The organism is Boudabousia marimammalium, from assembly GCF_001936115.1.
Classification (GTDB): Bacteria; Actinomycetota; Actinomycetes; order Actinomycetales; family Actinomycetaceae; genus Boudabousia; species Boudabousia marimammalium.
Genome location: NZ_MPDM01000002.1, coordinates 64,810 through 86,110, shown reverse-complemented (window position 1 = coordinate 86,110; position 21,301 = coordinate 64,810). Strand labels below are relative to the sequence as shown.

At 53.3% G+C, this 21,301-nt stretch carries 21 protein-coding genes and 1 tRNA gene; 21 read left to right on the top strand and 1 reads right to left on the bottom strand.

The genetic code is table 11. From position 1 onward, the window contains the following. Positions 1–126: 126 nt before the first annotated feature. From BM477_RS01990 to BM477_RS01940, 11 genes are all read left to right on the top strand, one after another. Positions 127–1,437, top strand: a complete 1,311-nt coding sequence (locus BM477_RS01990) for a hemolysin family protein (RefSeq protein ID WP_075361197.1) — start codon at positions 127–129, stop codon at positions 1,435–1,437. Then, entirely contained in the window at positions 1,434–2,486 is a 1,053-nt protein-coding gene (locus BM477_RS01985; RefSeq protein ID WP_075361007.1) for a hemolysin family protein, read from the top strand. Before BM477_RS01990 ends, BM477_RS01985 begins: the two co-directional genes overlap by 4 nt. A 95-nt stretch (positions 2,487–2,581) precedes the next feature. Beyond that, complete coding sequence (locus BM477_RS01980; RefSeq protein ID WP_158024334.1) at positions 2,582–3,472, top strand: M23 family metallopeptidase; 891 nt, start codon at positions 2,582–2,584, stop codon at positions 3,470–3,472. 65 nt (positions 3,473–3,537) lie between these two features. Then, positions 3,538–4,296: a glycerophosphodiester phosphodiesterase family protein gene (locus BM477_RS01975; RefSeq protein WP_143230173.1), complete on the top strand. Its 759-nt coding sequence runs from the start codon at positions 3,538–3,540 to the stop codon at positions 4,294–4,296. 84 nt (positions 4,297–4,380) lie between these two features. Continuing rightward, positions 4,381–4,456: transfer RNA gene (locus tag BM477_RS01970), tRNA-Arg, on the top strand. Between the two features lie 30 nt (positions 4,457–4,486). Continuing rightward, entirely contained in the window at positions 4,487–5,065 is a 579-nt protein-coding gene (locus tag BM477_RS01965) for an SGNH/GDSL hydrolase family protein (RefSeq protein WP_075361004.1), read from the top strand. A gap of 59 nt (positions 5,066–5,124) precedes the next feature. Continuing rightward, on the top strand, positions 5,125–6,801 hold the full coding sequence (gene argS / locus BM477_RS01960) for an arginine--tRNA ligase (protein ID WP_075361003.1): 1,677 nt from the start codon (positions 5,125–5,127) through the stop codon (positions 6,799–6,801). A 4-nt stretch (positions 6,802–6,805) separates the two neighbouring features. Next, positions 6,806–8,050: a hypothetical protein gene (locus BM477_RS01955; RefSeq protein ID WP_075361002.1), complete on the top strand. Its 1,245-nt coding sequence runs from the start codon at positions 6,806–6,808 to the stop codon at positions 8,048–8,050. 86 nt (positions 8,051–8,136) lie between these two features. Continuing rightward, on the top strand, positions 8,137–9,117 hold the full coding sequence (locus BM477_RS01950) for a homoserine kinase (RefSeq protein WP_075361001.1): 981 nt from the start codon (positions 8,137–8,139) through the stop codon (positions 9,115–9,117). Between the two features lie 163 nt (positions 9,118–9,280). Next, positions 9,281–11,185, top strand: coding sequence for a transcription termination factor Rho (gene rho / locus BM477_RS01945; RefSeq protein WP_075361000.1), 1,905 nt, complete (start codon positions 9,281–9,283; stop codon positions 11,183–11,185). A gap of 80 nt (positions 11,186–11,265) precedes the next feature. Next, positions 11,266–12,012: a class I SAM-dependent methyltransferase gene (locus tag BM477_RS01940; RefSeq protein WP_075360999.1), complete on the top strand. Its 747-nt coding sequence runs from the start codon at positions 11,266–11,268 to the stop codon at positions 12,010–12,012. A 12-nt stretch (positions 12,013–12,024) separates the two neighbouring features. Here BM477_RS01940 and BM477_RS01935 read toward each other — a convergent pair whose 3' ends face one another. Further along, the gene (locus tag BM477_RS01935; protein WP_075360998.1) at positions 12,025–14,019 is read right to left on the bottom strand and encodes a DUF6541 family protein; all 1,995 of its coding nucleotides are present in this window, start codon (positions 14,017–14,019) and stop codon (positions 12,025–12,027) included. A gap of 217 nt (positions 14,020–14,236) precedes the next feature. On the opposite strand from BM477_RS01935, the gene rpmE reads away from it, so the two are divergent. The 10 genes from rpmE to BM477_RS01885 all read left to right on the top strand — a co-directional run bounded on the left by rpmE (position 14,237) and on the right by BM477_RS01885 (position 21,301). After that, complete coding sequence (gene rpmE / locus BM477_RS01930; protein WP_075360997.1) at positions 14,237–14,449, top strand: 50S ribosomal protein L31; 213 nt, start codon at positions 14,237–14,239, stop codon at positions 14,447–14,449. A 103-nt stretch (positions 14,450–14,552) separates the two neighbouring features. Continuing rightward, a complete protein-coding gene (gene prfA, locus BM477_RS01925; protein WP_075360996.1) occupies positions 14,553–15,650 on the top strand; it encodes a peptide chain release factor 1 in 1,098 nt (365 codons plus the stop codon). Positions 15,651–15,658: 8 nt separating this feature from the next. Beyond that, complete coding sequence (locus BM477_RS01920; RefSeq protein ID WP_075360995.1) at positions 15,659–16,528, top strand: N5-glutamine methyltransferase family protein; 870 nt, start codon at positions 15,659–15,661, stop codon at positions 16,526–16,528. 49 nt (positions 16,529–16,577) lie between these two features. Further along, positions 16,578–17,225, top strand: a complete 648-nt coding sequence (locus BM477_RS01915; protein ID WP_245792809.1) for an L-threonylcarbamoyladenylate synthase — start codon at positions 16,578–16,580, stop codon at positions 17,223–17,225. Continuing rightward, positions 17,222–18,349, top strand: coding sequence for an MraY family glycosyltransferase (locus tag BM477_RS01910; protein WP_075360993.1), 1,128 nt, complete (start codon positions 17,222–17,224; stop codon positions 18,347–18,349). Before BM477_RS01915 ends, BM477_RS01910 begins: the two co-directional genes overlap by 4 nt. After that, positions 18,336–18,743 (top strand): hypothetical protein, encoded by a 408-nt coding sequence (locus BM477_RS01905; RefSeq protein WP_075360992.1) that lies wholly within the window; start codon positions 18,336–18,338, stop codon positions 18,741–18,743. Before BM477_RS01910 ends, BM477_RS01905 begins: the two co-directional genes overlap by 14 nt. Positions 18,744–18,862: 119 nt before the next feature. Then, a complete protein-coding gene (atpB, locus tag BM477_RS01900; RefSeq protein ID WP_075360991.1) occupies positions 18,863–19,678 on the top strand; it encodes a F0F1 ATP synthase subunit A in 816 nt (271 codons plus the stop codon). A 53-nt stretch (positions 19,679–19,731) separates the two neighbouring features. After that, complete coding sequence (gene atpE, locus BM477_RS01895) at positions 19,732–19,935, top strand: ATP synthase F0 subunit C (RefSeq protein ID WP_075360990.1); 204 nt, start codon at positions 19,732–19,734, stop codon at positions 19,933–19,935. Positions 19,936–19,940: 5 nt separating this feature from the next. Continuing rightward, entirely contained in the window at positions 19,941–20,489 is a 549-nt protein-coding gene (locus BM477_RS01890; protein ID WP_075361196.1) for a F0F1 ATP synthase subunit B, read from the top strand. Continuing rightward, entirely contained in the window at positions 20,489–21,301 is an 813-nt protein-coding gene (locus BM477_RS01885; protein ID WP_075360989.1) for a F0F1 ATP synthase subunit delta, read from the top strand. The genes BM477_RS01890 and BM477_RS01885 overlap by 1 nt, the downstream gene beginning before the upstream one ends.

Here is a 21,301-nt window from a genome sequence, read left to right as displayed (position 1 = left end):
CGACCTGAGCTTAGAACCGTTATGATGGACGAGATGGATAAAGAAAAGGGGTCTGACAGACCCGCGTTGAAACCTAGGCGGACTACCTCATGAAATCTGGTGAGCACCGTGTGGGGTGATATTGCGATGATTGTCTTAGGTGTCGTCCTAACTGTCGGTACGGCAATCTTCGTGGCCGCAGAGTTTTCGATGGTGGCCCTAGACTCCGCGACCGTAGAACGCCGTGCGGAAAGTGGCGATAAGAGTGCTGCGAAAATTGCGAAAGCGCTAAAACAACTATCCACCCATCTTTCCGGTGCGCAGATTGGGATTACGCTGACCACCATTTTGTTGGGTTACACCACCCAGACTTCCCTTAGTTTGTTCTTCGCTGATTTGGGGAATAGTTTCGGTTTAGCGGTTACTTTGGCCACCACCATCGGAGTTTTGGTTGCAGCTGTCCTAGTGAACGCCTTCTCTATGATTTTTGGTGAACTGATTCCGAAAAATATGGCTCTAGCCGACCCTTTGGCGACCGCCCGCTGGGTGACGCCCCTACAGGTGTTTTTTACCACGCTGTTTAGGCCGCTGATTTATGTCCTGAACGGTACAGCAAACTGGATTCTGATTAAGTTGGGGGTGGAACCGGCAGAAGAGATCTCTTCAGCCCGCTCGGCAACCGAGTTAGCCTCCCTAGTGCGTCACTCCGCTGAAGAAGGCGTACTGGATCCTTCCACCGCAACCCTATTTGCTAAGACCGTCGGTTTGGGCTCTTTACTCGCGGTGGACGTGATGACGCACCGCTCCACTATGCATTCCATTAGTGAAAGTCAGACAGCGGCTGACGTAATCAAATTAGCTTCGCGTACCGGACATTCACGTTTCCCAGTAGTTGGAGATAGCGTCGACGACATCCTCGGCATTGTGTACCTGCGACGTGCCATCGCTGTTCCCTACGAAAAGCGAGACAACGTAGTAGTTACCAGCCAGTCATTAATGACTGAAGCACACCGCGTTCCTGAAACCGCTTCCTTGGCTCCGCTACTGGTGGAGCTACGTGACGGTGGTTTCCAGATGGCAATCGTAGTTGACGAATATGGGGGAACCTCTGGTCTGCTCACCCTAGAAGACATTGTTGAAGAAATCGTCGGAGAAGTTGCAGATGAGCACGACCGGCGGACCCGGGCGGGCTCTAGGACCGTTGGAAATGACTGGATTGTTCCCGGCACTATGCGTCCTGATGAACTTGGGGAGCTCACCTCGATTCTGGTCCTCGATGAGGGTCCATACGAAACTCTGGGTGGGCTAATCATGCATGCGCTAGGGCGAATCCCGCGCTATGGTGACAGCGTTAAATCCGGGCAGGCACAACTTACGGTACGGCGCATGGAAAAACGGCGCGTGGAATCAGTTTTGGTGCACCCCATAGCTACTGCAGTGAAGGAGGAAACCAAATGAGCACTACTACTGCTTTAGCCGTAACTATCTTCCTGCTGCTCGCCAACGCATTCTTCGTGGGGTCAGAATTTGCAGTTATGTCGGCTCGGCGTGCCCAAGTTGAGCCCTTATTGGCGGCCAAACGCCGTGGTGCGGTCAGTGCCATGTGGGCAATCGAGCACGTTACCGTGATGCTGGCGACCGCGCAGCTGGGTGTGACCTTATGCTCAACAGGTTTAGGTGCGGTTGCTGAACCGGCTATCGCCCATCTGATTCATAATCCACTGGTGAGCTTGGGATTGCCATCTTCAACTTCTCACATCTTCGGATTCGCAGGCGCTCTTACCATCGTAATCTTCGCGCATGTGGTGTTCGGCGAAATGGTTCCGAAGAACCTCTCGGTAGCGCTTCCTGATAAAGCCATTTTGTTACTTGCCCCTCCGCTGGTCTGGGTAGAACGCCTTCTCGGCCCTATCGTGCGTGGACTAGACCATTTCGCGAACTGGATGCTGGGACTATTCGGTATCGAATCAAGGGGTGAAGTGGCTGCTACCTTCACCCTGGAAGAAGTTGCCTCCATCGTGGAAGTCTCCCAGGCAGAAGGTCTCCTTGATGACGAAGCTGGGTTGCTCAGTGGCACCCTAGAGTTCTCTGAAGAGATTGCTCGGACCGCGATGGTATCGGTGGATAAGATTGTGGCTCTCCCCGAAGATACCACCCCCGCCCAGGTCGAGCGAGCCTCTGCGCGAACTGGTTTTTCTCGGTTCCTAATCCAAGATGAGCAGAAGCAACTAGTTGGCTATATCCACATTAAGGATGTCCTTTACGCGTCTGAAAAGAGTTCAGACGAGGCGCGGGAACGGCCGATTGATGCCTGGCGGATTCGGTCACTGGCCAGCGTCAGTCCAGAGGTTGAGATTGAGGACGTGCTCCAGCAGATGCAACGCTCCGCTACCCACGTCGCAATCGTTACTGAAGCGAACCAGCAGATTGGCGTCATCTTCCTAGAAGACATTATTGAAGCTCTGGTTGGTGAAGTGCGCGACACAATGCAGCGTACAGAGCAGTAAAAAGGTGATATACGCGAACTTAAAACAAGTTTCGTAGCTAAAAAGATTTTTATCAGTTATCATTTTGTGATAGTGGGCAAAGAGAGGAGATGCTTGTGAAAGAGCAGAACGAGATGGAATCCCATCCCAGTATTCCGTCACGGATTAGCTTAAGGGCACAAGAGTCTTCATCCTCCCCTCAAACTTCCTCTACTTTCCAGCGCAGGTCAGATAAGACTATTCAGCGCTCCGCCCTGATTTCTGCGGCTAAAGTCGCATTACTCGGCGGACTCGCAGCCGTTACAGTGGTGATTCCAGTTTCTGGTGTGGCAACCCCAGCAATCTCTTTTGCCAGTGCCGGCATTTACAATGCCTCCTGGTCCTCTCTGGAGACACAGGTAGATGTTTCAGACACTGACACATTGCATACTGATCCGGCCGCAGCCACTCGCGCCGCTATTCGCGATCAGGTGGAAATTGACAAATGCTTGAACAATAAGGCTTCTGCGAATGGAGCCAGGACTGCACTGACGGAGGAAAAGAACGAGCCTGCGCTTTTCTGGCCGCTGGCAAACGGCTCCTATCACTTCAGTTCTCCCTTCGGTATGCGGGTAAACCCCGTGCTTGGCGTTTACCGTCTCCACTCTGGTGTCGATATGGCCGGTTCCATGGGGACGCCGGTGGTGGCCGCTTCTGACGGAGTGGTATTGAGCGTTGGCGGGACAAACGGACTTGGCTACGCGGTGAAGATTTATCATTCCCATCTGAACGTCTCCACAGTCTACGGCCATATGATTAGCGGATCATCTCCTCTGAAGGTGGGCCAGAAAGTAGTTGCTGGTCAGAGAATTGGCAAGCTCGGTTCTAGTGGAAACTCAACGGGTCCCCACGTTCATTTTGAAGTGCACAAGGGGAACGCGCCAGAAACCAACACCGCGATTGACCCGCAGAGTTGGATGAGTCAGCATAAAGCCCGGCACATTAACGACGGTGACGGTTGTAACTAGAGGCCGTCGTGATTGCTGAACTTTGGGGGCGTCCGCACGCTCCATTAGTAGTAGCACACCGGGGAATGTCTGGGCATTACCTGGAAAATACTTCGGCCAGCTTCGAAGCTGCAGTTAAACTACCTGCAGATGTGATTGAAACTGATGCGAGAACCACCAAAGATGGTGTTGCCGTACTCATCCACGATCCCGATCTTTCTACTGTTTCAGATGTTTCCACTCCGGTTCAAGCACTCACTTGGGATGAAATCAAGCGGATTAAACTCCACGACAGTTCAACCCTAATGAGAGTTGATGAAGCGCTCTCTGCTTTCCCTGACACATATTTCAATATCGATATGAAAGATGAAGGGGCTTTAGATTCAGTGTTCTCCGCTGTGCAAGACACGAATGCCCAAGAGAGGGTCTGTATCTCATCTTTTTCAGATAGCAGACTGCAGGCGCTGCGCGCCCGAACGCAGGGAAGGATTGCGACCTCACTGAGTCCGCTCGAAGTGCTGCGTCTCATGATCCTTTCCTCGGTTCGTTATCTCCCCGGTAGCACGCAATCGAGAAAAGCCCAGCTGCGCAAACTTATTCTCTCTGGGCAGTCTCGTTTCAATGACAGGGTGCTAGCTGCCCAAGTTCCGGTGCGGACCATTTTTGATTTGGTCCCCGTGATCACCCCGTCATTCGTAGCCACCGCGCACTCAGCTGGTTTTGACGTGCATGTTTGGACAATCAATGAGCTAGACATGATTCCCTCACTGATCGGTGATAAGCACCGCGTAGATGCCATTATCACTGATTACCCGCTGGAAGTTTCGCAGGTCATAAAACGCTAATCTAAATTTTTGACTGTGATTGTTTTGGCACAACTGGCTTTGCCTTAGCATCAAAGTTTAAAGAGGTGTTATCATTGCACAGTTGCCCCGATAGCTCAGTGGATAGAGCGTCTGCCTCCGGAGCAGAAGGTCGCAGGTTCGAATCCTGTTCGGGGTACCACTCAATTATCGCCCAAAGAGGGGTAAACAAATGCCTAAGCGTCCAGTGATTGTTTTTTACGGTGATTCGATTGTGAGCGGTTATGCTCGCGCTGGCGCTCCAGACTATCGCTGGTCCACCCTCGTCTCAGCTCGCCTCGGCGCCCAAGAACGAAACTTCTCCCAAGACGGCATGGGTTTCCTAGCTCAGCGAGAAACTACTGCTGGTCGTGATAACTCATTTTTGGATGAAGTCCGTGATACGTCAGCAGATCTAATTGTGACTTGCCTTGGCGTTAACGATATCCCACTAATGCGTGAACGTGACGCTGAAGTAGCACAGGCGATTGGATTAGACTTTTCCAGACTAAAAGCGGCGCATCCACACACCCCGGTGCTGGTCACTATGTTCTACCCAATTCCCGAGCTATCTGAACGGTCAGGGCGGCTCCGCATGTACCTAGAGCAAGCCGCCGCAGAGCACGGTTTCTACTTTTCTGATGCCCTAATTGGTCCTCTGCAAGGACTTCCCAGCAACTTCAGCAACGACGGGATTCACCCATCGATGCGCGGACACGCTGAGCTGGCTCTAGCGATTGAAGATACCATTGCCCGCCTCCTCGACGTGTAAAGCACCACGCTTAGGCAACTAAGACTGCGCTGAGACTTTCCACCCGCTAATCTAGTTGCATGACTCCTACAGAACTTGCTGTTTTAATTCGTACTATCTTGCTCTCACTGATTGCTGATGGCCAGCTCAACTTAGAAGCTGAAGCAGTCCCAGATCCGGTCAAGGTGGAGCGGCCCCGCAACCGTGACCACGGTGACTGGTCTACCAATGTTGCTATGCAGCTCGGGAAGCGTGCCGGTATGAATCCGCGAGAATTTGCTGCCCTGCTGGTAGAAAAGCTGGGCGCACAAGCTGGCATCTCCGCAGTGGAAGTGGCCGGTCCAGGCTTTTTGAATGTGCGTTTATCAGCTGCTTCTGCGGGAGAGCTGGCTCGTACTATTGTGGAATCCGGCCCTGCTTACGGTATTGGGGAAACCATGTCCGGCAAGCGCATTAACCTAGAGTATGTTTCAGCGAACCCTACCGGCCCTGTCCACCTAGGTGGGGCCCGCTGGGCAGCTGTGGGCGACACCCTGGCTCGTTTATTCACCTCTCAAGGGGCAGAGGTGACCCGCGAATACTACTTCAACGATCACGGATCCCAGATCGACCGTTTCGCGCACTCACTTCTGGCCCGCGCCCGCGGGCAAGAAGTGCCAGAGGACGGCTACGGTGGCCAATACATCGAAGATATTGCGCAACAAGTTATTAAGCTAGTTACTGAAGCCGGCCAGACTGACCCGACCAATTTGCCTGACACGGAAGCTCTGGAAGTCTTCCGCGCTAACGGCGTGGCTTTGATGTTCGATGAGATTAAGCGAGACCTGCACGAGTTCCGTGCCGATTTCGATGTCTTCTTCCATGAGGATTCCCTGCATACCTCTGGTGCAGTCGACAAAGCGATTGAGCGTCTGCGTGAGCGCGGTGTGATTGAAGACCGCGATAACGCTGTCTGGCTGAAGACCTCACAGTTCGGTGACGATAAGGACCGTGTTATTATCAAGTCAGATGGTCAGGCCGCCTATTTCAGTGGCGATATTGCCTACTACCTGAACAAGCGTGAGCGTGGCGCAGACACCGCCATCTATCTGCTGGGCGCTGATCATCATGGCTACATTGGCCGTATGTACGCGATGTGTGCAGCGTTTGGTGACACCCCGAAGGAGAACCTAGAAATCATTATTGGTCAGATGGTGAACTTGCTCAAGAACGGCCAGCCGCTACGCATGTCTAAGCGCGCCGGCACCATCGTCACCCTTGATGATTTGGTGGACGCCGTGGGCGTGGATGCCGCTCGTTACGCCCTGGCTCGCTCTTCCATGGATTCAAATATCGATATTGATTTGGATCTGTTAGCATCTTCCAGCAATGAGAACCCGGTTTACTACGTGCAGTACGCGCATGCCCGCACCCGCAATGTGCACAAAAATGCGGAAAATTACGGGGTCAAACGTGAACTGGGCTTTGATCCTGCCATGCTGAGCTCCGAAGCGGATAACCAGCTGCTGGGTTCCTTGGCGCAGTTCCCTGAGATTGTAGCTACAGCTGCCACTTTGCGTGAGCAACACCGCGTGGCCCGCTACCTTGAGCAGCTCGCCAGCGCCTACCACACTTGGTATGGCTCCTGCCGGGTTACCCCGCGTGAGGGTGAAGTTATGCCGGAGCATGTTGCACGGCTGTGGCTCAATGACGCTGTTACCCAGGTGTTAGCGAATGGTTTGGCGCTATTGGGTGTGTCTGCTCCGGAACGGATGTAGGTAGATGCCGGCAAGTTGTAATCCTGCCGCTTTCAGCTGCCCGCAACCAGGTGAGCTAGCTGGGTTTTGGCCGTGGAGTGTTTCCCGTAACGACGAGGGAGAGCTAACCTTCGGGAACCTTACTGCCTCACAGTTGCGTGAGTTGCATGGGCCGTCACTGCGGATTATTGACGAGGATGACCTGCAAGGCCGGGCAACCGTATGGAATTTTGCGTGGGGAGAAGAATTCTGGGACGGTTATGGTCTGGCCGGCGCTGAAGTTTCCTTCCCAATAGAACAGATTGCTTCAAGGTTACTGCTCCAAAGCCTGCTTCAATCTGGTTTGCTTGTCGAGATTAGCAGCTTAGCGCAGCTAGACGTAGTCAAAGACCTGCAGATTAAATCCGAACAGGTTCTGGTGGTGTTAAAGGAGACTGAGGGAGAGCAAGCTTCAGCCTTGCTTAATCGTGCGGCAGAAGCAGGATTAGTGAGGTACGTTCTGGATGCGTCTGCGGCTTTGAAGCTGCTCCTGAATGAAGAGTTACAGCTCCCCCCAGAGAGGGAGATTATCCTTTCTATACCGGTTACGGCATCCTCCGCAAAACTTGGTTTTGCGGAGGAAAACTGGTCTGTGCTTTTGCCTCTTTTGTCCCAAAACAATTGGAATCTGATTGGTTTACGCATCTGTTATCCAGTACCGGTAAGACAAGAGGAAAAGCTAAAAGAGTCATACTTTCAGCTGCTTGATTTGCGGGGCAAACTGATTGAGCAGGGCCAGCAGATTACTCTGATTCAACTAGCTGATGGTTTGGGTGTGCATTATTTGCCGACCGTGGAACCAGTGCTTAATCCGACTACTTGGGCAAAATCTGCTGCGGAGTTTTTGCATCTGTACACGCAGCAACAGCAGCAGGAAGTCCCGCAGGTACTAGTTTGTGCCAGTCAGAATCTTTTTGCCTCAGCCGGAGTCACCCTAGTGGAAGTCACGAAGGTAGAGGAAACTTCCGAGGCCGCGGGCGCTGCACTAAAACTGATGTTGAGTGGGCCGATTCCCCCTCGGAAACAAATGGAAACCACAAGGTGCCCGGACTACTGTGCCACCCTCGCTAACCGCGTTGCTAATAGTCCCGCACAACTTGCGGAAGTTAGTGGGGGAGCGCAACTGATAGTGCCTGGGAATGTTCAAGTAGGCGATATTCTTGCCCTTCCCATGACCGGAGAAGCGCAGGCAGCTCCAGAGATTAACAGAGTTTCAGTGTCGGTCGCTTAAGAAATAGGGAAAAGAAAACTGCCTGTGCGCAGACTCATGGGCGGGTCACTCACTTTAAGCGGGATGGTTAAGGTAGCTTAGAGGCCATGAGATACCAGCATTCTCGGCTAAACATGCGCATCCCCGCAACTGTCAATGGTTTCGGGGTGCTGGGTTCGGCTATGCTGTCTTCAGGTGGGGCGGCCTGTGCGGTTAGCATCTGGGATCGGGTCCGGATAGCCACGACAATTGCGCCCACCACGGTCACTATCCGACAGGGTGAATATACCCGTATCGAAGGCGACGAGAATCTCACAGTTCGAGCCTTCCGGCATGTCATAGACATGATTGGACAACCGCAAGCTGGCTTAGAAATCCATTACGGCAGAGCAATCCCGGCCTATCGCGGGCTGGGGGATAGCATCGCTCAAATTACCGCTGGTTTAATGGCGGCGCGAGGATTCTTGGGAAACCCACCCGAACTTGCAGATGCGACTATGCACCAGTTAGCTTGGGACCTCTTAGATAATGTTGCTGCGGCCTCCGCCATCATGCGTGGGGGTGTGCAACTCGCTTTGCCTCGCGGCGCCACCCCGGAGGAACAGGCGCTGCTACCAGCCGCGAACGGTGGCGCGCGTGAACGCTGGATTGAAATCGCTGATCTGCGTCCGGTGCAGCCGCTAGTATTTACCCTTTTCATTCCCGATACGGAAGTTAGCTCTACTGATTTGGTGACCGCCGCGCGCGGGGCGACACTAGATCTATCCCAAGTTGAAATCGCCAATACTAGGGCTGCTGCGTATGGAGCGAAACTGCTGAACAGTGATGCGGATGTTTTTTCGAACATGACTGTTACTGATAATCCAGGCCTTTTGGAAGCTTTGCATCCAGTTATCCCGGCCACTGTAGAAATGGTGCAGTGGCTTCGCCAGTCACAAGTACCGGCCTTCATTGCCGGTTTGGGATCCTCGGTTGCGGCGCTGGGAAAGGTGAATAAAGAAATCATTTTTGCCGCACAAAATGCCGGCTGGAAGGCGGGACGTGTCACACATATCCCAAATGGTGCTGAAATAGTGACAATAGATTAGTTTTTTGATAGTTTTAGTCTTAACAGTTAAGAAAACTGTTTTAGCCCGTTTGAACATGTCGCGTTCTCGGGTATTAACCGTCTTTTACGGTTGTCTCACTATCTCTAGTCGATAGTTACGTCATGCTTCGATCAAGAAGCATAAGTCAAGTTTAAGGAATCCAGTGAGCGACAATAGCAATACCAACAAAACGGGCCCGCTCTCCGCTATGCGTGTAGCCCAACTCCATCAATTAGCTGCAGAAATGGGACTAACCGGCACAGAGAAGTTGCGTCGTCCCGAGCTAATCAATCTAATCCGTGAGGCTCGCGTAGCATCAGGGACCGCCCCGAAACGTGGCCGGAAACCAAAGCGTCAGCAGACAGAAGGTTTCCAGCCAGTTAGAGTCTTAGCAGAGAAATCAGATGATTCTGTAGAAGCTAAGGGGGGAGAAGCCGAGGTAGTGTCTCCACGCGACTCTAAGCCGCGTGAAAATGGACATGAGCGTCCGGTGCGTGGTCGTGGACGTGGCCGGCGTCGCGCTAGTGCCCCGGCTGGTGCTCCGCATAGTCAGGACGAAGACCGTCCAGCCGTCCAGATTGACGTGAAGGCTGAACTTCAGGCGAAGCGCAAGGCTTCCGGAACTAATGACTCTAGTGATAACACGCAGAATGAAAATAAGCAGTCAGTAAAGCGCGAAGATGGCACTGAGCAGTCTGGTTCACGTGGGCGTCGCCGGGACAAGGTTGAGTCTCTCGATGAGATTGCGCTTCCGGAGGAGCACTCCACCAATGGTCATGACGATGATGATGAGCGCGGCACCCGCCGCCGCCGTGGCCGCGACCGCAACAATAACCGTCGCGATCGTAACAATAACCGTCGCGGGCGCAATAGCGACCGCAACAATGATCGCGATGAAAGCGATAATGAAGATAAGTCTGCAGATGACCGCAATGACAACCTAGTGCCGGTTGCCGGTATCTTGGATGTTCGTGACAATCATGCTTTCATTCGTACTTCCGGCTACTTGCCTGGTTTGAACGATATCTACGTGACCTTGGGCCAGGTACGACGTTGGGGCTTGCGTTCAGGTGATGCCATCCAGGGTGCTGTCCGTCCCACTGTGGAAGGGGAGCGGCCCCGCCAGAAGTACAATGCTCTGGTTCGTTTGGACTCCATTAATGGTATGGATGCGGAACAGGCGCAAGAGCGCGTTGAGTTCTCTAAGTTGGTTCCCCTGTATCCGAATGAGCAGCTGCGCCTAGAAACCACCGCTAAAGCCATTACCCCGCGCGTGATTGACCTCTTCGCTCCGATTGGTAAGGGGCAGCGTGGTCTGATCGTCTCCCCGCCTAAGGCCGGTAAGACGATTGTTTTGCAGCAGATTGCTAACGCTATTACGGTGAACAACCCCGAAGTGCATTTGATGGTCGTCCTCGTGGATGAACGTCCCGAAGAAGTCACCGATATGCAGCGCACCGTGCGCGGTGAAGTGATTGCTTCTACTTTCGATCGTCCGGCCTCTGACCACACCACGGTAGCTGAGCTAGCCATTGAGCGTGCTAAACGTCTGGTGGAGCTGGGGCAAGACGTAGTGGTTCTGTTGGACTCTATTACCCGCTTGGGTCGTGCCTACAATTTGGCCGCCCCCGCTTCAGGGCGGATCCTTTCCGGTGGCGTGGATGCTTCTGCGCTTTACCCACCGAAGCGATTCTTCGGAGCTGCCCGCAATATTGAAGGTGGTGGCTCATTGACGATTCTGGCTACCGCTTTGATTGAGACTGGTTCGAAGATGGACGAAGTCATCTTCGAGGAGTTTAAGGGTACGGGCAATATGGAACTGCGCCTGTCTCGCCAGCTAGCTGATAAGCGTATTTTCCCGGCTGTTGACATTAACTCTTCCGGCACCCGCCGTGAGGAGGCATTGTTCGAAGCGCAGGAGCTTAAGATTCTGTGGAGCCTCCGCCGCGTCCTTGGTGCTCTAGAAACTCAAGAGGCCGCAGAGCTGGTCCTCTCTCGTTTGAAGGATACTAACTCAAATATGGAGTTCTTGATGACAGTGGCGAAGAACTCGCCTGTCGCTGAGTAAAACTTCTTAAATGGCCCTCACATGGTTTAACCTGTGAGGGCCATTTTATTATCTGTAGTAGAAGGAACTGGTGCCCTCCCATGGCAAATCCGTATATATTCGAAACTGGACTGTACGATCAGGTGCGCCCAGAATATCCGGTTGCGGTGGTTGAGCAGATTAAGTCTGTAGCCTTGCGGGTGGCAGATGGGGAGGATACCAGTCGTTTGGTTGAGCTCGGCGCGGGCACAGGCAAAATGACGAGGATGCTACTTAGGGCTGGTCTCTCAGTGGATGCAGTTGAACCTGCTGACTCAATGCTGGAGAAGCTTCGCACCCTAGAAGGTGGGCTTGTGACGGTGCGAAAGGGCACTGCGGAAGAAACTGGTCTGCCGCAAGCGTCTAGGGTTGGAGCGGTATTCGCACAGTCATGGCATTGGTGTGATCCGGAGGCGACCAGCCTAGAGTTGAAACGAATCCTTGTGCCGGGCAGCTCAGTACATATTATCTATAACCAGCTAGATGTTCGGGTTCCTTGGGTGAAGCGTCTGACTAGAATTATGCGTTCAGGGGATGTGCACCGCCCCGATCAGATCCCAACCCTCACTGGGGGCTTCGCAACCCCGGTGCGCACTGACCATTATTGGTGTGCAAAACTAAGAATCGAAGACATCTTGAGGTTGGGCCGGACCCGATCATCATATTTGACCTCTCCTAGGGCACAGCAAGAGCGTATGCAGGCTAATCTGAGCTGGTACTTGCGTGAGCACCTGCAAATCTCAGAGACTTCGCTAGTTTCACTACCGTACTTCACCTATCATTGGCAAGCGCAACTAGATAGCGAATAGTAGGCGCTGGGGCTACTTCTTGACAAAGTCAGGGAAGCACGGGTCCAAGTGGTAAATCACAGCTGTCTCAGTTGACATAATCGGAGTTAATCCACTAGGTTTTGCGGCCAAATCCACCAATTGTTGGTATGACTTCTTGGAACCCATTTCGCCGCCGCGGTACTGTTCGGAGTCGGTGTAGAAGAACTCAATTCCTTCCTCTTGGAAGGATTTGCAGTACTTCTTCGCGCCACCGGGCTTAGTAATATCAGCCACATGCAACATGGTCTGGTATTCGCGGCTAGAAACATTAATACTGGAGTATCGAGGAAGCGCCGGAATCCCAGCCACAGCATAGAACAGGGGTGAACCTGTTGCTGGATGACCGATGACTTTAGCTTCAGGATAATGCTGAGCGAATTCGCGCATCATAGCGACCTCGTCCTGCTCCAAGAAATTCCGGTCCTGGACCCGGGCTACCGAGTTGACGATATAGAAGCGCTCATCTGCACGAAATCCGCCGGTGCTAATCGCCATTGCGATAATCACAACTACAGCGGCAGCTACGGGAAGACTACGAATAAATGCATCAGGATTCTTCCGTACTCGCATGCGCTTGGTCAGCCACTGCGCGAACAGGACGGCGCCAATCGTGATGAGCAGCGGCCCGACAACCGCCAGCAAGCTGGCAGAACGTGTCCTGTCGTTGTAAAGCGGCTGCAAAATACCATACCAAGGGAGCAACCGGCCGCCGGGCAACTGCTTGTAGGTGGCAGTGATGTAGAGGAGTAGTCCGCCTGCGTAGCTGAACAGCACCCAACGCTGACCACGCCAGATGACGAGGGCGAGGGACGCCAGAATCAAGATCAGCACCCAGTATGATCCGACCTGCTCATAACCGCGATACCAGCGTGACATCTCTCCCGCGGAAAGGCCTTCCACCAAAGCGCGCTTGAAACCGGAAAGCTGCGGATAGGAGATTGCACCAATATAGAGGTGTCCCCACACTCCAAGGAACACGGTTAACAAGCTGATGTATGCGGCGCCAACCAAGGCGAGTAGGCGTTTGGTTGAGTCTTTGCGATGGATCCAAACCGTGGCGATAGCTGGGGGAATCAGGGCGAAACCAAGACTATAGATGGCGCCAGGATGCCCAATTCCAAGCGCAAAAGTGGCGGTCAAGGCGATCAGTACAGTGCGGGCAATTTCGTTCTGATTGGGGTTAGCAAGAGTGCGTCTTGCCAACAGCCAGAACAGAGCAAAAACCCAGGGGACTAGGGCAAAACCAAATCCGAAGGACCAGCGTCCGCCGGTGGCATGGAGCTTGGTGGAGTAGGTCAGGAAGAGAGCACTTACAGCTACAGTGAACATGGGGAGCCACAGGTAGCGGCGAGAGACCACAGTGGCCAGCACGGACATTCCTGCACCAAAGAGACCGATCATAATGATTTCGGTTAGGTTCAGTCCCAGCATCACATTATCTGCGCCAAGCAAGGAGGCAAACTGGTTCAGGCCGGTCGGATAGAAGCCACTATTCGCAAACGGAGTGTTGCCCGCCCATGAGGCTGCGGTGAGAGGTGAACCTTCGCCGGTTTCTGCAATCCAGCGGGCTAGATTTGCGTGGAACTGCAAATCCCAAAGTGAGGGCGTTAGGGTGATATCTCCGATTGACTTGAAGAAGACGTAACCAAAAATGCCGAAGCCGAAGACCAGGCCGGTTACCAGCGCGATAATCGACTCCCATGAATCTACGACAGTTTTCCCACTAACCGACTTTGTCAGGAATGACTCGGTGGGCTGGAAGAAACGGGAAATCGCCCAAGCTACGACGCATCCTAGAGCTGACCAAATCAGATAGGTGAAGATACTGTATGGCAGGGGGGTGAAGCCGGAAACCACACCAAGCAGGCCGCTAAGCGCCACAGATAACAGGGGCGTTGCAGCAACTAGCATGTAGCCACGCAGTTTTAAGAAATACCCGAATACCGCGCCGGGAACAAGCAACGCTAAAAGCAGAAATACAAACATTAAGAAACTCATCACAGCTAAGATTATCTTAGATAATCAAAGAAAACTATTCTCTCAGAGAAAATAGTTTGCCCAATGGGTTAGAAATCACACGCAAAGCAGGAATCTGGGGTAGAGAATCGCCGTTTAACTATGCGATAATAGTTCGGCGTTTCCGGTTCACCGCAGTGGATTTCACTGTGGACCCGGCATCCTCGAATCCCTTAAGGAGATAAACATGAAAAAGAACATCCATCCCGAGTATGTTCCGACCCACGTGACTTGCACGTGCGGCAACGAGTTCGACACTCGTTCAACCCTGACCTCAGGCACCATGCGTGTTGACGTTTGCTCAGCCTGCCACCCCTTCTACACCGGTAAGCAGAAGATTATGGACACCGGTGGTCGTGTGGCTCGCTTCGAAGCTCGTTACGGCAAGCGTAATAAGTAGCTTATCTGCAAAGCGCCGGCGGAATTCCGCCGGCGCTTTGCCGTACCTGTTTACAGTACAATCAGTGCGGATGAGTGCACTTTAGAAATCTTGTGAGGAAAGAATGACTGACCAGCTGGCGGCAGTACAACCGCTACTAGATGAATACGCGGACGTAGAAAAACAGTTGAGCGACCCGACCGTCCACGACGATCAGGCTAAAGCCCGCAAACTGGGCCGCCGTTATGCTGAGCTAGGCAAGATTGTGCAGGCCGTGAACCGGTACCGTGAAGCGGAAAACGAGCTGGAAGCTGCCCGCGAACTAGCCGGTGAAGATGATTCTTTTGCCGCTGAGCTCCCCGGCATGGAAGCAGAGCTCGAATCCTCTCATGCCGCCCTGCTTAAGGTTCTCGCTCCGCGCGACCCGGATGATATCCGCGATGTCATCATGGAGATTAAGGCTGGTGAAGGCGGCGACGAATCTGCCCTCTTCGCCGGAGATTTAATGCGCATGTACATGCGATACGCGGAAACGAAGGGGTGGGCAACGCAGGTGCTCTCTTCTACGCCCTCGGACTTGGGTGGCATTAAAGATGCACAGATCGCATTCAAGGCCAAGGGAAATCCTAGCCCCGAAGAGGGGATCTGGGCGCAGCTCAAGTTCGAAGGTGGTGTGCACCGCGTACAGCGCGTGCCGGTTACCGAATCCCAAGGCCGGATCCATACCTCCGCTGCCGGTGTTTTAGTGATGCCGGAGGCTGACGATAACGATGATGAAATCACCCTCGACCCGAATGAGCTGAAGATTGACGTGTTCCGTTCCTCTGGTCCAGGTGGCCAGTCAGTGAACACGACTGACTCCGCAGTACGTATCACCCACATTCCTTCGGGCATTGTGGTTTCCATGCAGGATGAAAAGTCTCAGTTGCAGAACAAGGAGGCCGCTATGCGCGTATTACGTGCCCGCCTCCTAGCGGAAGCGCAGGCCGAACGCGCCGCTGCGGAAGCAGATATGCGGCACTCTCAGGTCCGCACGGTAGACCGTTCGGAGCGGATTCGCACCTATAACTTCCCGGAGAACCGAATCTCTGATCACCGTACCGGTTACAAAGCATACAACTTGGACCAAGTGCTGGATGGGGCACTGGGTCCGGTTATCCAGTCCTGTATTGAGATGGATGAGGCGGAACGCCTAGCTAACGCCAACGGTCGCGCCGAGTAAACCCACCCATGTCCGCTTCCTCCTTGCGTTCTCTCCTCATTGAAGCGGAGGCCGCTCTGGCCTCGGCCGGCTACCCGTCGGCCGCGGTTGAAGCCAAAACCCTAGCAGAATACGTCCTGCAGGTGGAGCACCTAGTGCTGGCACCGCCTACTGTCGGAGAAGAACAAACCGTTCGGATGCGAGAATTGGTGGCGGCAAGGATAGCTGGTAAACCCATCCAGCTGCTTACCGGCGACATGTATTTCCGGCACCTGCGGCTGAAGGCCCGAGAAGGCGTGTTCATTGTCCGACCTGAAACAGAGATGGTGGTGGAATCCGCTATTGCGGAGGCTAGGCGTCTAGCTGCAGCTGGAAAAACCCGGTTACGGATTATGGATCTTTGTACGGGTTCGGGAGCTATTGCGATTGCTTTGCAGACAGAGTTGAGAGCTCTCGGCCTTGATCCTCAAGTTGCTGCGGTAGAGATCTCCGCTGCCGCCCGGCAGCTAGCGGCTCAGAACGCAGACCAAGCTGGGGCAGAAATCCTGATACGCGACGAGGACGTGACGGTATGGAGACAATGGTGGCAGGGGGAGAGCTGGGACCTAATTGTTTCAAACCCTCCTTATGTCCCAGCAGGGGTTGAACTACCCGTTGACGTGATTGAGAATGATCCTCACGCCGCACTGTTTGGAGGCGGGGTTGATGGAATGCAAATCCCGCACCAAATTATTGACTTCGCAGCTCAGGCGCTGGTCAGCGGGGGAGCCCTTGTGATGGAGCACGATGATACGCAAGGTAAAGCCACCCGTGAAACTGCACTTCAACAAGGTTTTAGTAGCGCAGAAACCGGATTGGATCTAGCCGGTCGGGACCGATTTTTATTGGCCCGCCGGTAGTTGGCAGGTTTCTTAACCGCTCTTATGTAAAAATGGACAGGTGAGTATCGTGGAAACTGTGTCAACGCCTTTGACTGAGAATGCCCGCGTTCGGATTGCGCAGGTCGTGGCTGAGGGTGGACTGCTGGTAACCCCCACCGACACAATCTACGGAATTGGTGCGCAGGCCACCGATTCGGAGGCAGTAAGAAAACTGTTAGCTGCTAAGGGACGAGGGCGTCAGATGCCGCCGCCAGTGGTGGCCGCCAAGATTTCTGATCTTTCTGCCGTGGTAACAGATTTTAATGCCGTAGCGCAGGCTCTGGCTCAGGCTTTCTGGCCGGGTGCTTTGACATTAATTTTGCCCGCTCGCGCAGACTATGTTTCAGTCCTTGGGGATTTACGCACCCTAGCGGTCCGCATCCCCGACCACGGTGAACTCTTATCTGTTCTGGAGCATACGGGGCCTTTAGCTCTCACTAGCGCTAACTTGACGCAGGCCCCGCCGGCTTTGAGTTGCTCTCAGGCCATCGAGTATTTCCATCAAGAGGTTGATATTTACATCGATGGAGGCACAGTGGACGGGGGAGTCCCTTCCACCATCGTTGACGTAACTGGAGTGCGCCCTCGGCTTCTTCGCATGGGAGCAATCAGCCTTGCAGAACTCAACCAGGCACTTTCGGCGCTTTCTGTCACGGTGGAGGAAACTCAGTCGTGAGAGTTTACCTGCTGATTTTGCTGATTGCTGTTGCCTTCACCGCCTTGGTGACGCCGATTATTCGTCGGCTCACCATTATGGCGCGGGTACTCACGCCGGTGCGTGATCGCGATGTGCATGCGCATCCGATTCCTCGCCTAGGTGGAGTGGCAATGACGGTGGGTTTTACCGGAGCCATGCTGATGGCTTATTCGATGCCATATCTGCAGCCGATTTTTGATTCTTCCCAGGCTTGGCCGCTGATTTGGGCGACTATCGCTATGTGCGCTTTGGGTGTGACTGATGATATTTGGGATTTGGACTGGTACACGAAGCTGGCTGGACAGTTCATTATTGTGGGCGCAATGGCATGGCAGGGAGTGCAACTGATTTCTTTCCCGGTTTTTGGTGTGACGATTGGTTCTGCGCGACTGTCGGCATTAGTAACCGTGATTGTGGTCGTGGCAGCTGTTAACGCCGTCAATTTTGTCGATGGCCTCGACGGTCTAGCGGCTGGTACTTTGGCGATCGGCGCGGCAGCCTTTTTCACCTATTCCTATTTCTTAACTAGGGTTATGCAGGCGCCCTCATATGCGTCCTTAGCATCATTGGTGTGCGTGGCGCTGGTCGGAATCTGTATTGGCTTCTTGCTGTTTAACTTCCATCCTGCTTCCATCTTCATGGGAGATAGCGGGGCGATGGTATTAGGTTTGATTGTGGCTTCAGCTGGCATTATTGTTTCTGGCCAGATTGATCCCAACCGGTTAGAGTCAACCAGGCAAGTTTCTGCAATCGTACCAATCCTCTTGCCTTTCGCGGTCTTGTTTATCCCCTTGCTGGACATGACTTTGGCGGTGTTTAGGCGGACATTAAAGGGTAAGTCGCCCTTCTATCCTGATACTAAGCATTTACATCATCGGCTCCTGCGTTTGGGACATTCCCATACCAGAGTTGTCTTGCTGCTTTACGTATGGTCCGCGGTAGTGGCCTTCTGTATGGCTTCTTTGGTGGTTTTGAGCTGGTGGCAGATGCTGCTGATTTTGGTCCCTTCTACTGTGGGAGCCACAGTTTTAACGGTCGGATTGATTCCTAGTTGGCGTCGCCGGGTGGAGCGCCTAGGAAAGGAAGCCCGTGGGAAAGTTTAGTGAGAATCAAGCGCAGAAGCGGGTAGCCCTAGCGCTTTCCGTGGTGGTATTGGCCGAGGGGGTAATCGCAGTTGGCCTAGCATGGTGGTTGGCGGGAAGCGCCGGCATTTGGGGAACACTGCTTGGATGTTTCGGTTTAGCACTGCTTACTGCCGCAACTATTTTTGAGCTGAAAGCCTTGGCGAATCATTCTACGCATATGTTGCCGATAGCGCTCTTTTCTTTTTTGTTTAAGATGGTGATGGTACTAGTGGTGGGGGTGTTGGCGCGTCACCTGCCGATTTGTAATATATGTGCCATGATTGTGATTGCAGTGGGAATACTTAGTACCTTGATTGCCGAAGCGGTCGCTTTGATTAAGTACTACCCAAACAGCTTGAACATGGAGCGGTAGCTCACATTTTCAAATAGGTTCAGGGTTCTTTGCCACATGAGCAGAGAGACTGGACGCAAACGTGTAGACTATACTTTGGTAATGATTTCACTCGACGAACATCGCGGAGGGGCTTCTTAATGAGTTTCCAACTGCTGGTTAACACAGCGGGCCTCATGGTGGGCGCAGATGCCCCAGAGCTTCCCGGATTAGGGGATTTCTACCCTGAGCCAATTTTGTTCGCGGGAACTGCTTTCGCGCTTGACCGCATTATGCTGATTCGTCTACTCTCTTTGTTTACTGTGACGGTTTTATTTGCAGTGGGTGCCTCTCGCGCCAAGCTCGTGCCGGGGCGTTTCCAGTCAGCGCTTGAGTTGGTGCTTGATTTTGCTCGCGTGCAGATCGTTGAATCAGTGATTGAATCGCCGAAGATGGCGCGTCGTTACACCCCTGAGATTACGGTTATTTTCTTGGGCGTATTTGCACTTAATATCACTGGTGTGTTGCCGTTCATGAATATTGCTGGATCATCCGTCGTGGGAGCCCCAATTGTCTTCGCGATTTTTGCCTATGTGCTTTTCATTGGCGCGGGTATCGCTCAGCAGGGCTTCTTCAAATTCTTTAAGTCTCAACTCTTCCCGTCGGGTGTGCCGTGGCCGATTTACTTCCTCGTCACCCCGATTGAGGCTTTCTCAACTTTCGTAGTACGACCCGCCACCTTGATTATCCGTCTCCTAGCCAATATGATTTCTGGTCATATTCTGCTAGCTCTCACGTTCTTTGGTACTCATTACCTGTTCTTTTACGCTCAGGGTTACATTCAGGCGGTCGGCGCGCTGACTTTGCTTGCTTCCCTGTTTGTGATTGCGCTGGAGCTCCTGGTCGCCGTCGTTCAGGCTTATGTGTTTGCCATGTTGACATCTGTCTACATCCAACTGTCGGTTAGTGAACACTAACTGAAAACTACAGTAGGACCAAAGCGTCCTATCTTCTATTAGGAGGAAATAATATGACCGGTTCAATCGCTACCATTGGCTACGGCCTAGCGACTCTCGGCCCTGCAATCGGCATTGGTATGCTGGTGGCTAAGACTCAGGAGTCTTTGGCTCGTCAGCCTGAGGTGCGCGGCCCTCTGTTCACGAACATGATTCTTGCTATCGCCTTCGTTGAAGCACTTGGTCTGCTTGGTCTAGTTGCAGGTCTTATCTTCTAGTGTTGATGACCTTGGTACGCGCCGCCGCGGACGGCGCTACGCACAACCCGCTTCTGCCACACACCTATGACTTGGTGTGGGGTGTTGTAGCGTTCCTACCTTTCCTGTATGTGATGCTCCGGTATGTGATGCCGAAGTTTCGAACTGTTCTGGATGAGCGTTCGGAAACTATCCAGCAGGGGATTGATGAAGCCGAAGAGGCACGTGTTTCTCTAGCTCGAGCCCGTCAGGACGCTGAAGCAATCCGTGAAGAAGGACACCGTGAGGCGGCAGAAATTCGCACTCGGGCAAATGATGAGGCCAGTCGGATTATCGCTGAAGCTAAGCAGCAGGCAGTTTTGGAAGCGCAGCGCATTGATGAGGTCGCGCGCGCCCAGATTAACGCTGAGCGTGAGGCCGCATTGAAGAGTCTGCGCACCGATGTTGGCGGGCTGGCTACGGAATTGGCTGAAAAGATCGTCGGGGAACAGCTTCGCGATCAGGACCTGACGAACCGCGTGATTGATCGTTTCCTGGATGACCTTGAAAACGAACTGGCAATGCAGGAGGCATAATGCGTACAGCAAGCGCACAAGCACTAGAATCGGGGCGTAATACTCTGGATGCGAGCCTGCTCGGCGATCATTCGGCCGAACGCGTCGCCGAAGAGCTTTTTGCGCTTGCCGACGTCTTGAAAGAGGAAGGCTCTCTGCGTCGTTCCCTTTCTGACCCGTCTCGTACCGCAGAGGATAAGCAATCCCTAGCAGATCACTTGTTGGACGGAAAAGTCTTGGCACCTACACAAGCTGTGATGAAGACTCTGGTTGCGGCGCGTTGGTCAACCGAAAAGGATTTGATTCGAGCTCTGCAGGAGCTTGGAGTCGATGCGCTGATTGAGATGGCTCGACAGGCAGATCAATTGGTTGAGGTTCAGCATGAGCTGGGATTGATTCGTAATCTTCTGCGGGAGAACCGCGATTTGCGTATTGCGCTATCTCCAGCATCGCAACTTGACGCAGAGCAGCGTGTGGCTCTGGTCGGAAAAGTTCTTGCAGGGAAGGCTACTGCCTCCACCTTGCATCTGGTTAGCCGTCTGGTGTCGCATCCGCAGCATGCGTCCACGGTGGCGGCCTTGGATCAGGTAGCTTCACGGGTTGCTCATGCCCGCCAGAAGCGTTTGGTTCGCGTCACGTCTGCTACGCCGTTGTCTGAAGAGCAGCTCCAGCGTCTGCACAGTGTTTTAAGTAAAAAATATGGTCCAGTCAGTATTAATACTGCAGTCAACCCCGACTTTATTGGTGGTTTGCGCGTGCGGGTAGGCAGTGATGCCATTGACGGAACCCTACAGGCAAGCATCGCCGGCGTGAAGCAACGCTTGGGCGTGTGA

Coding starts and splice junctions, on each gene's coding strand:
- BM477_RS01990 (WP_075361197.1), top strand. CDS start 127: ATGATTGTCTTAGGTGTCGTCCTAACTGTCGGTACGGCAATCTTCGTG.
- BM477_RS01985 (WP_075361007.1), top strand. CDS start 1,434: ATGAGCACTACTACTGCTTTAGCCGTAACTATCTTCCTGCTGCTCGCC.
- BM477_RS01975 (WP_143230173.1), top strand. CDS start 3,538: ATGTCTGGGCATTACCTGGAAAATACTTCGGCCAGCTTCGAAGCTGCA.
- BM477_RS01965 (WP_075361004.1), top strand. CDS start 4,487: ATGCCTAAGCGTCCAGTGATTGTTTTTTACGGTGATTCGATTGTGAGC.
- argS (WP_075361003.1), top strand. CDS start 5,125: ATGACTCCTACAGAACTTGCTGTTTTAATTCGTACTATCTTGCTCTCA.
- BM477_RS01955 (WP_075361002.1), top strand. CDS start 6,806: ATGCCGGCAAGTTGTAATCCTGCCGCTTTCAGCTGCCCGCAACCAGGT.
- BM477_RS01950 (WP_075361001.1), top strand. CDS start 8,137: ATGAGATACCAGCATTCTCGGCTAAACATGCGCATCCCCGCAACTGTC.
- BM477_RS01940 (WP_075360999.1), top strand. CDS start 11,266: ATGGCAAATCCGTATATATTCGAAACTGGACTGTACGATCAGGTGCGC.
- BM477_RS01935 (WP_075360998.1), bottom strand. CDS start 14,019: ATGTTTGTATTTCTGCTTTTAGCGTTGCTTGTTCCCGGCGCGGTATTC.
- rpmE (WP_075360997.1), top strand. CDS start 14,237: ATGAAAAAGAACATCCATCCCGAGTATGTTCCGACCCACGTGACTTGC.
- prfA (WP_075360996.1), top strand. CDS start 14,553: ATGACTGACCAGCTGGCGGCAGTACAACCGCTACTAGATGAATACGCG.
- BM477_RS01920 (WP_075360995.1), top strand. CDS start 15,659: ATGTCCGCTTCCTCCTTGCGTTCTCTCCTCATTGAAGCGGAGGCCGCT.
- atpB (WP_075360991.1), top strand. CDS start 18,863: ATGAGTTTCCAACTGCTGGTTAACACAGCGGGCCTCATGGTGGGCGCA.
- atpE (WP_075360990.1), top strand. CDS start 19,732: ATGACCGGTTCAATCGCTACCATTGGCTACGGCCTAGCGACTCTCGGC.
- BM477_RS01890 (WP_075361196.1), top strand. CDS start 19,941: ATGACCTTGGTACGCGCCGCCGCGGACGGCGCTACGCACAACCCGCTT.
- BM477_RS01885 (WP_075360989.1), top strand. CDS start 20,489: ATGCGTACAGCAAGCGCACAAGCACTAGAATCGGGGCGTAATACTCTG.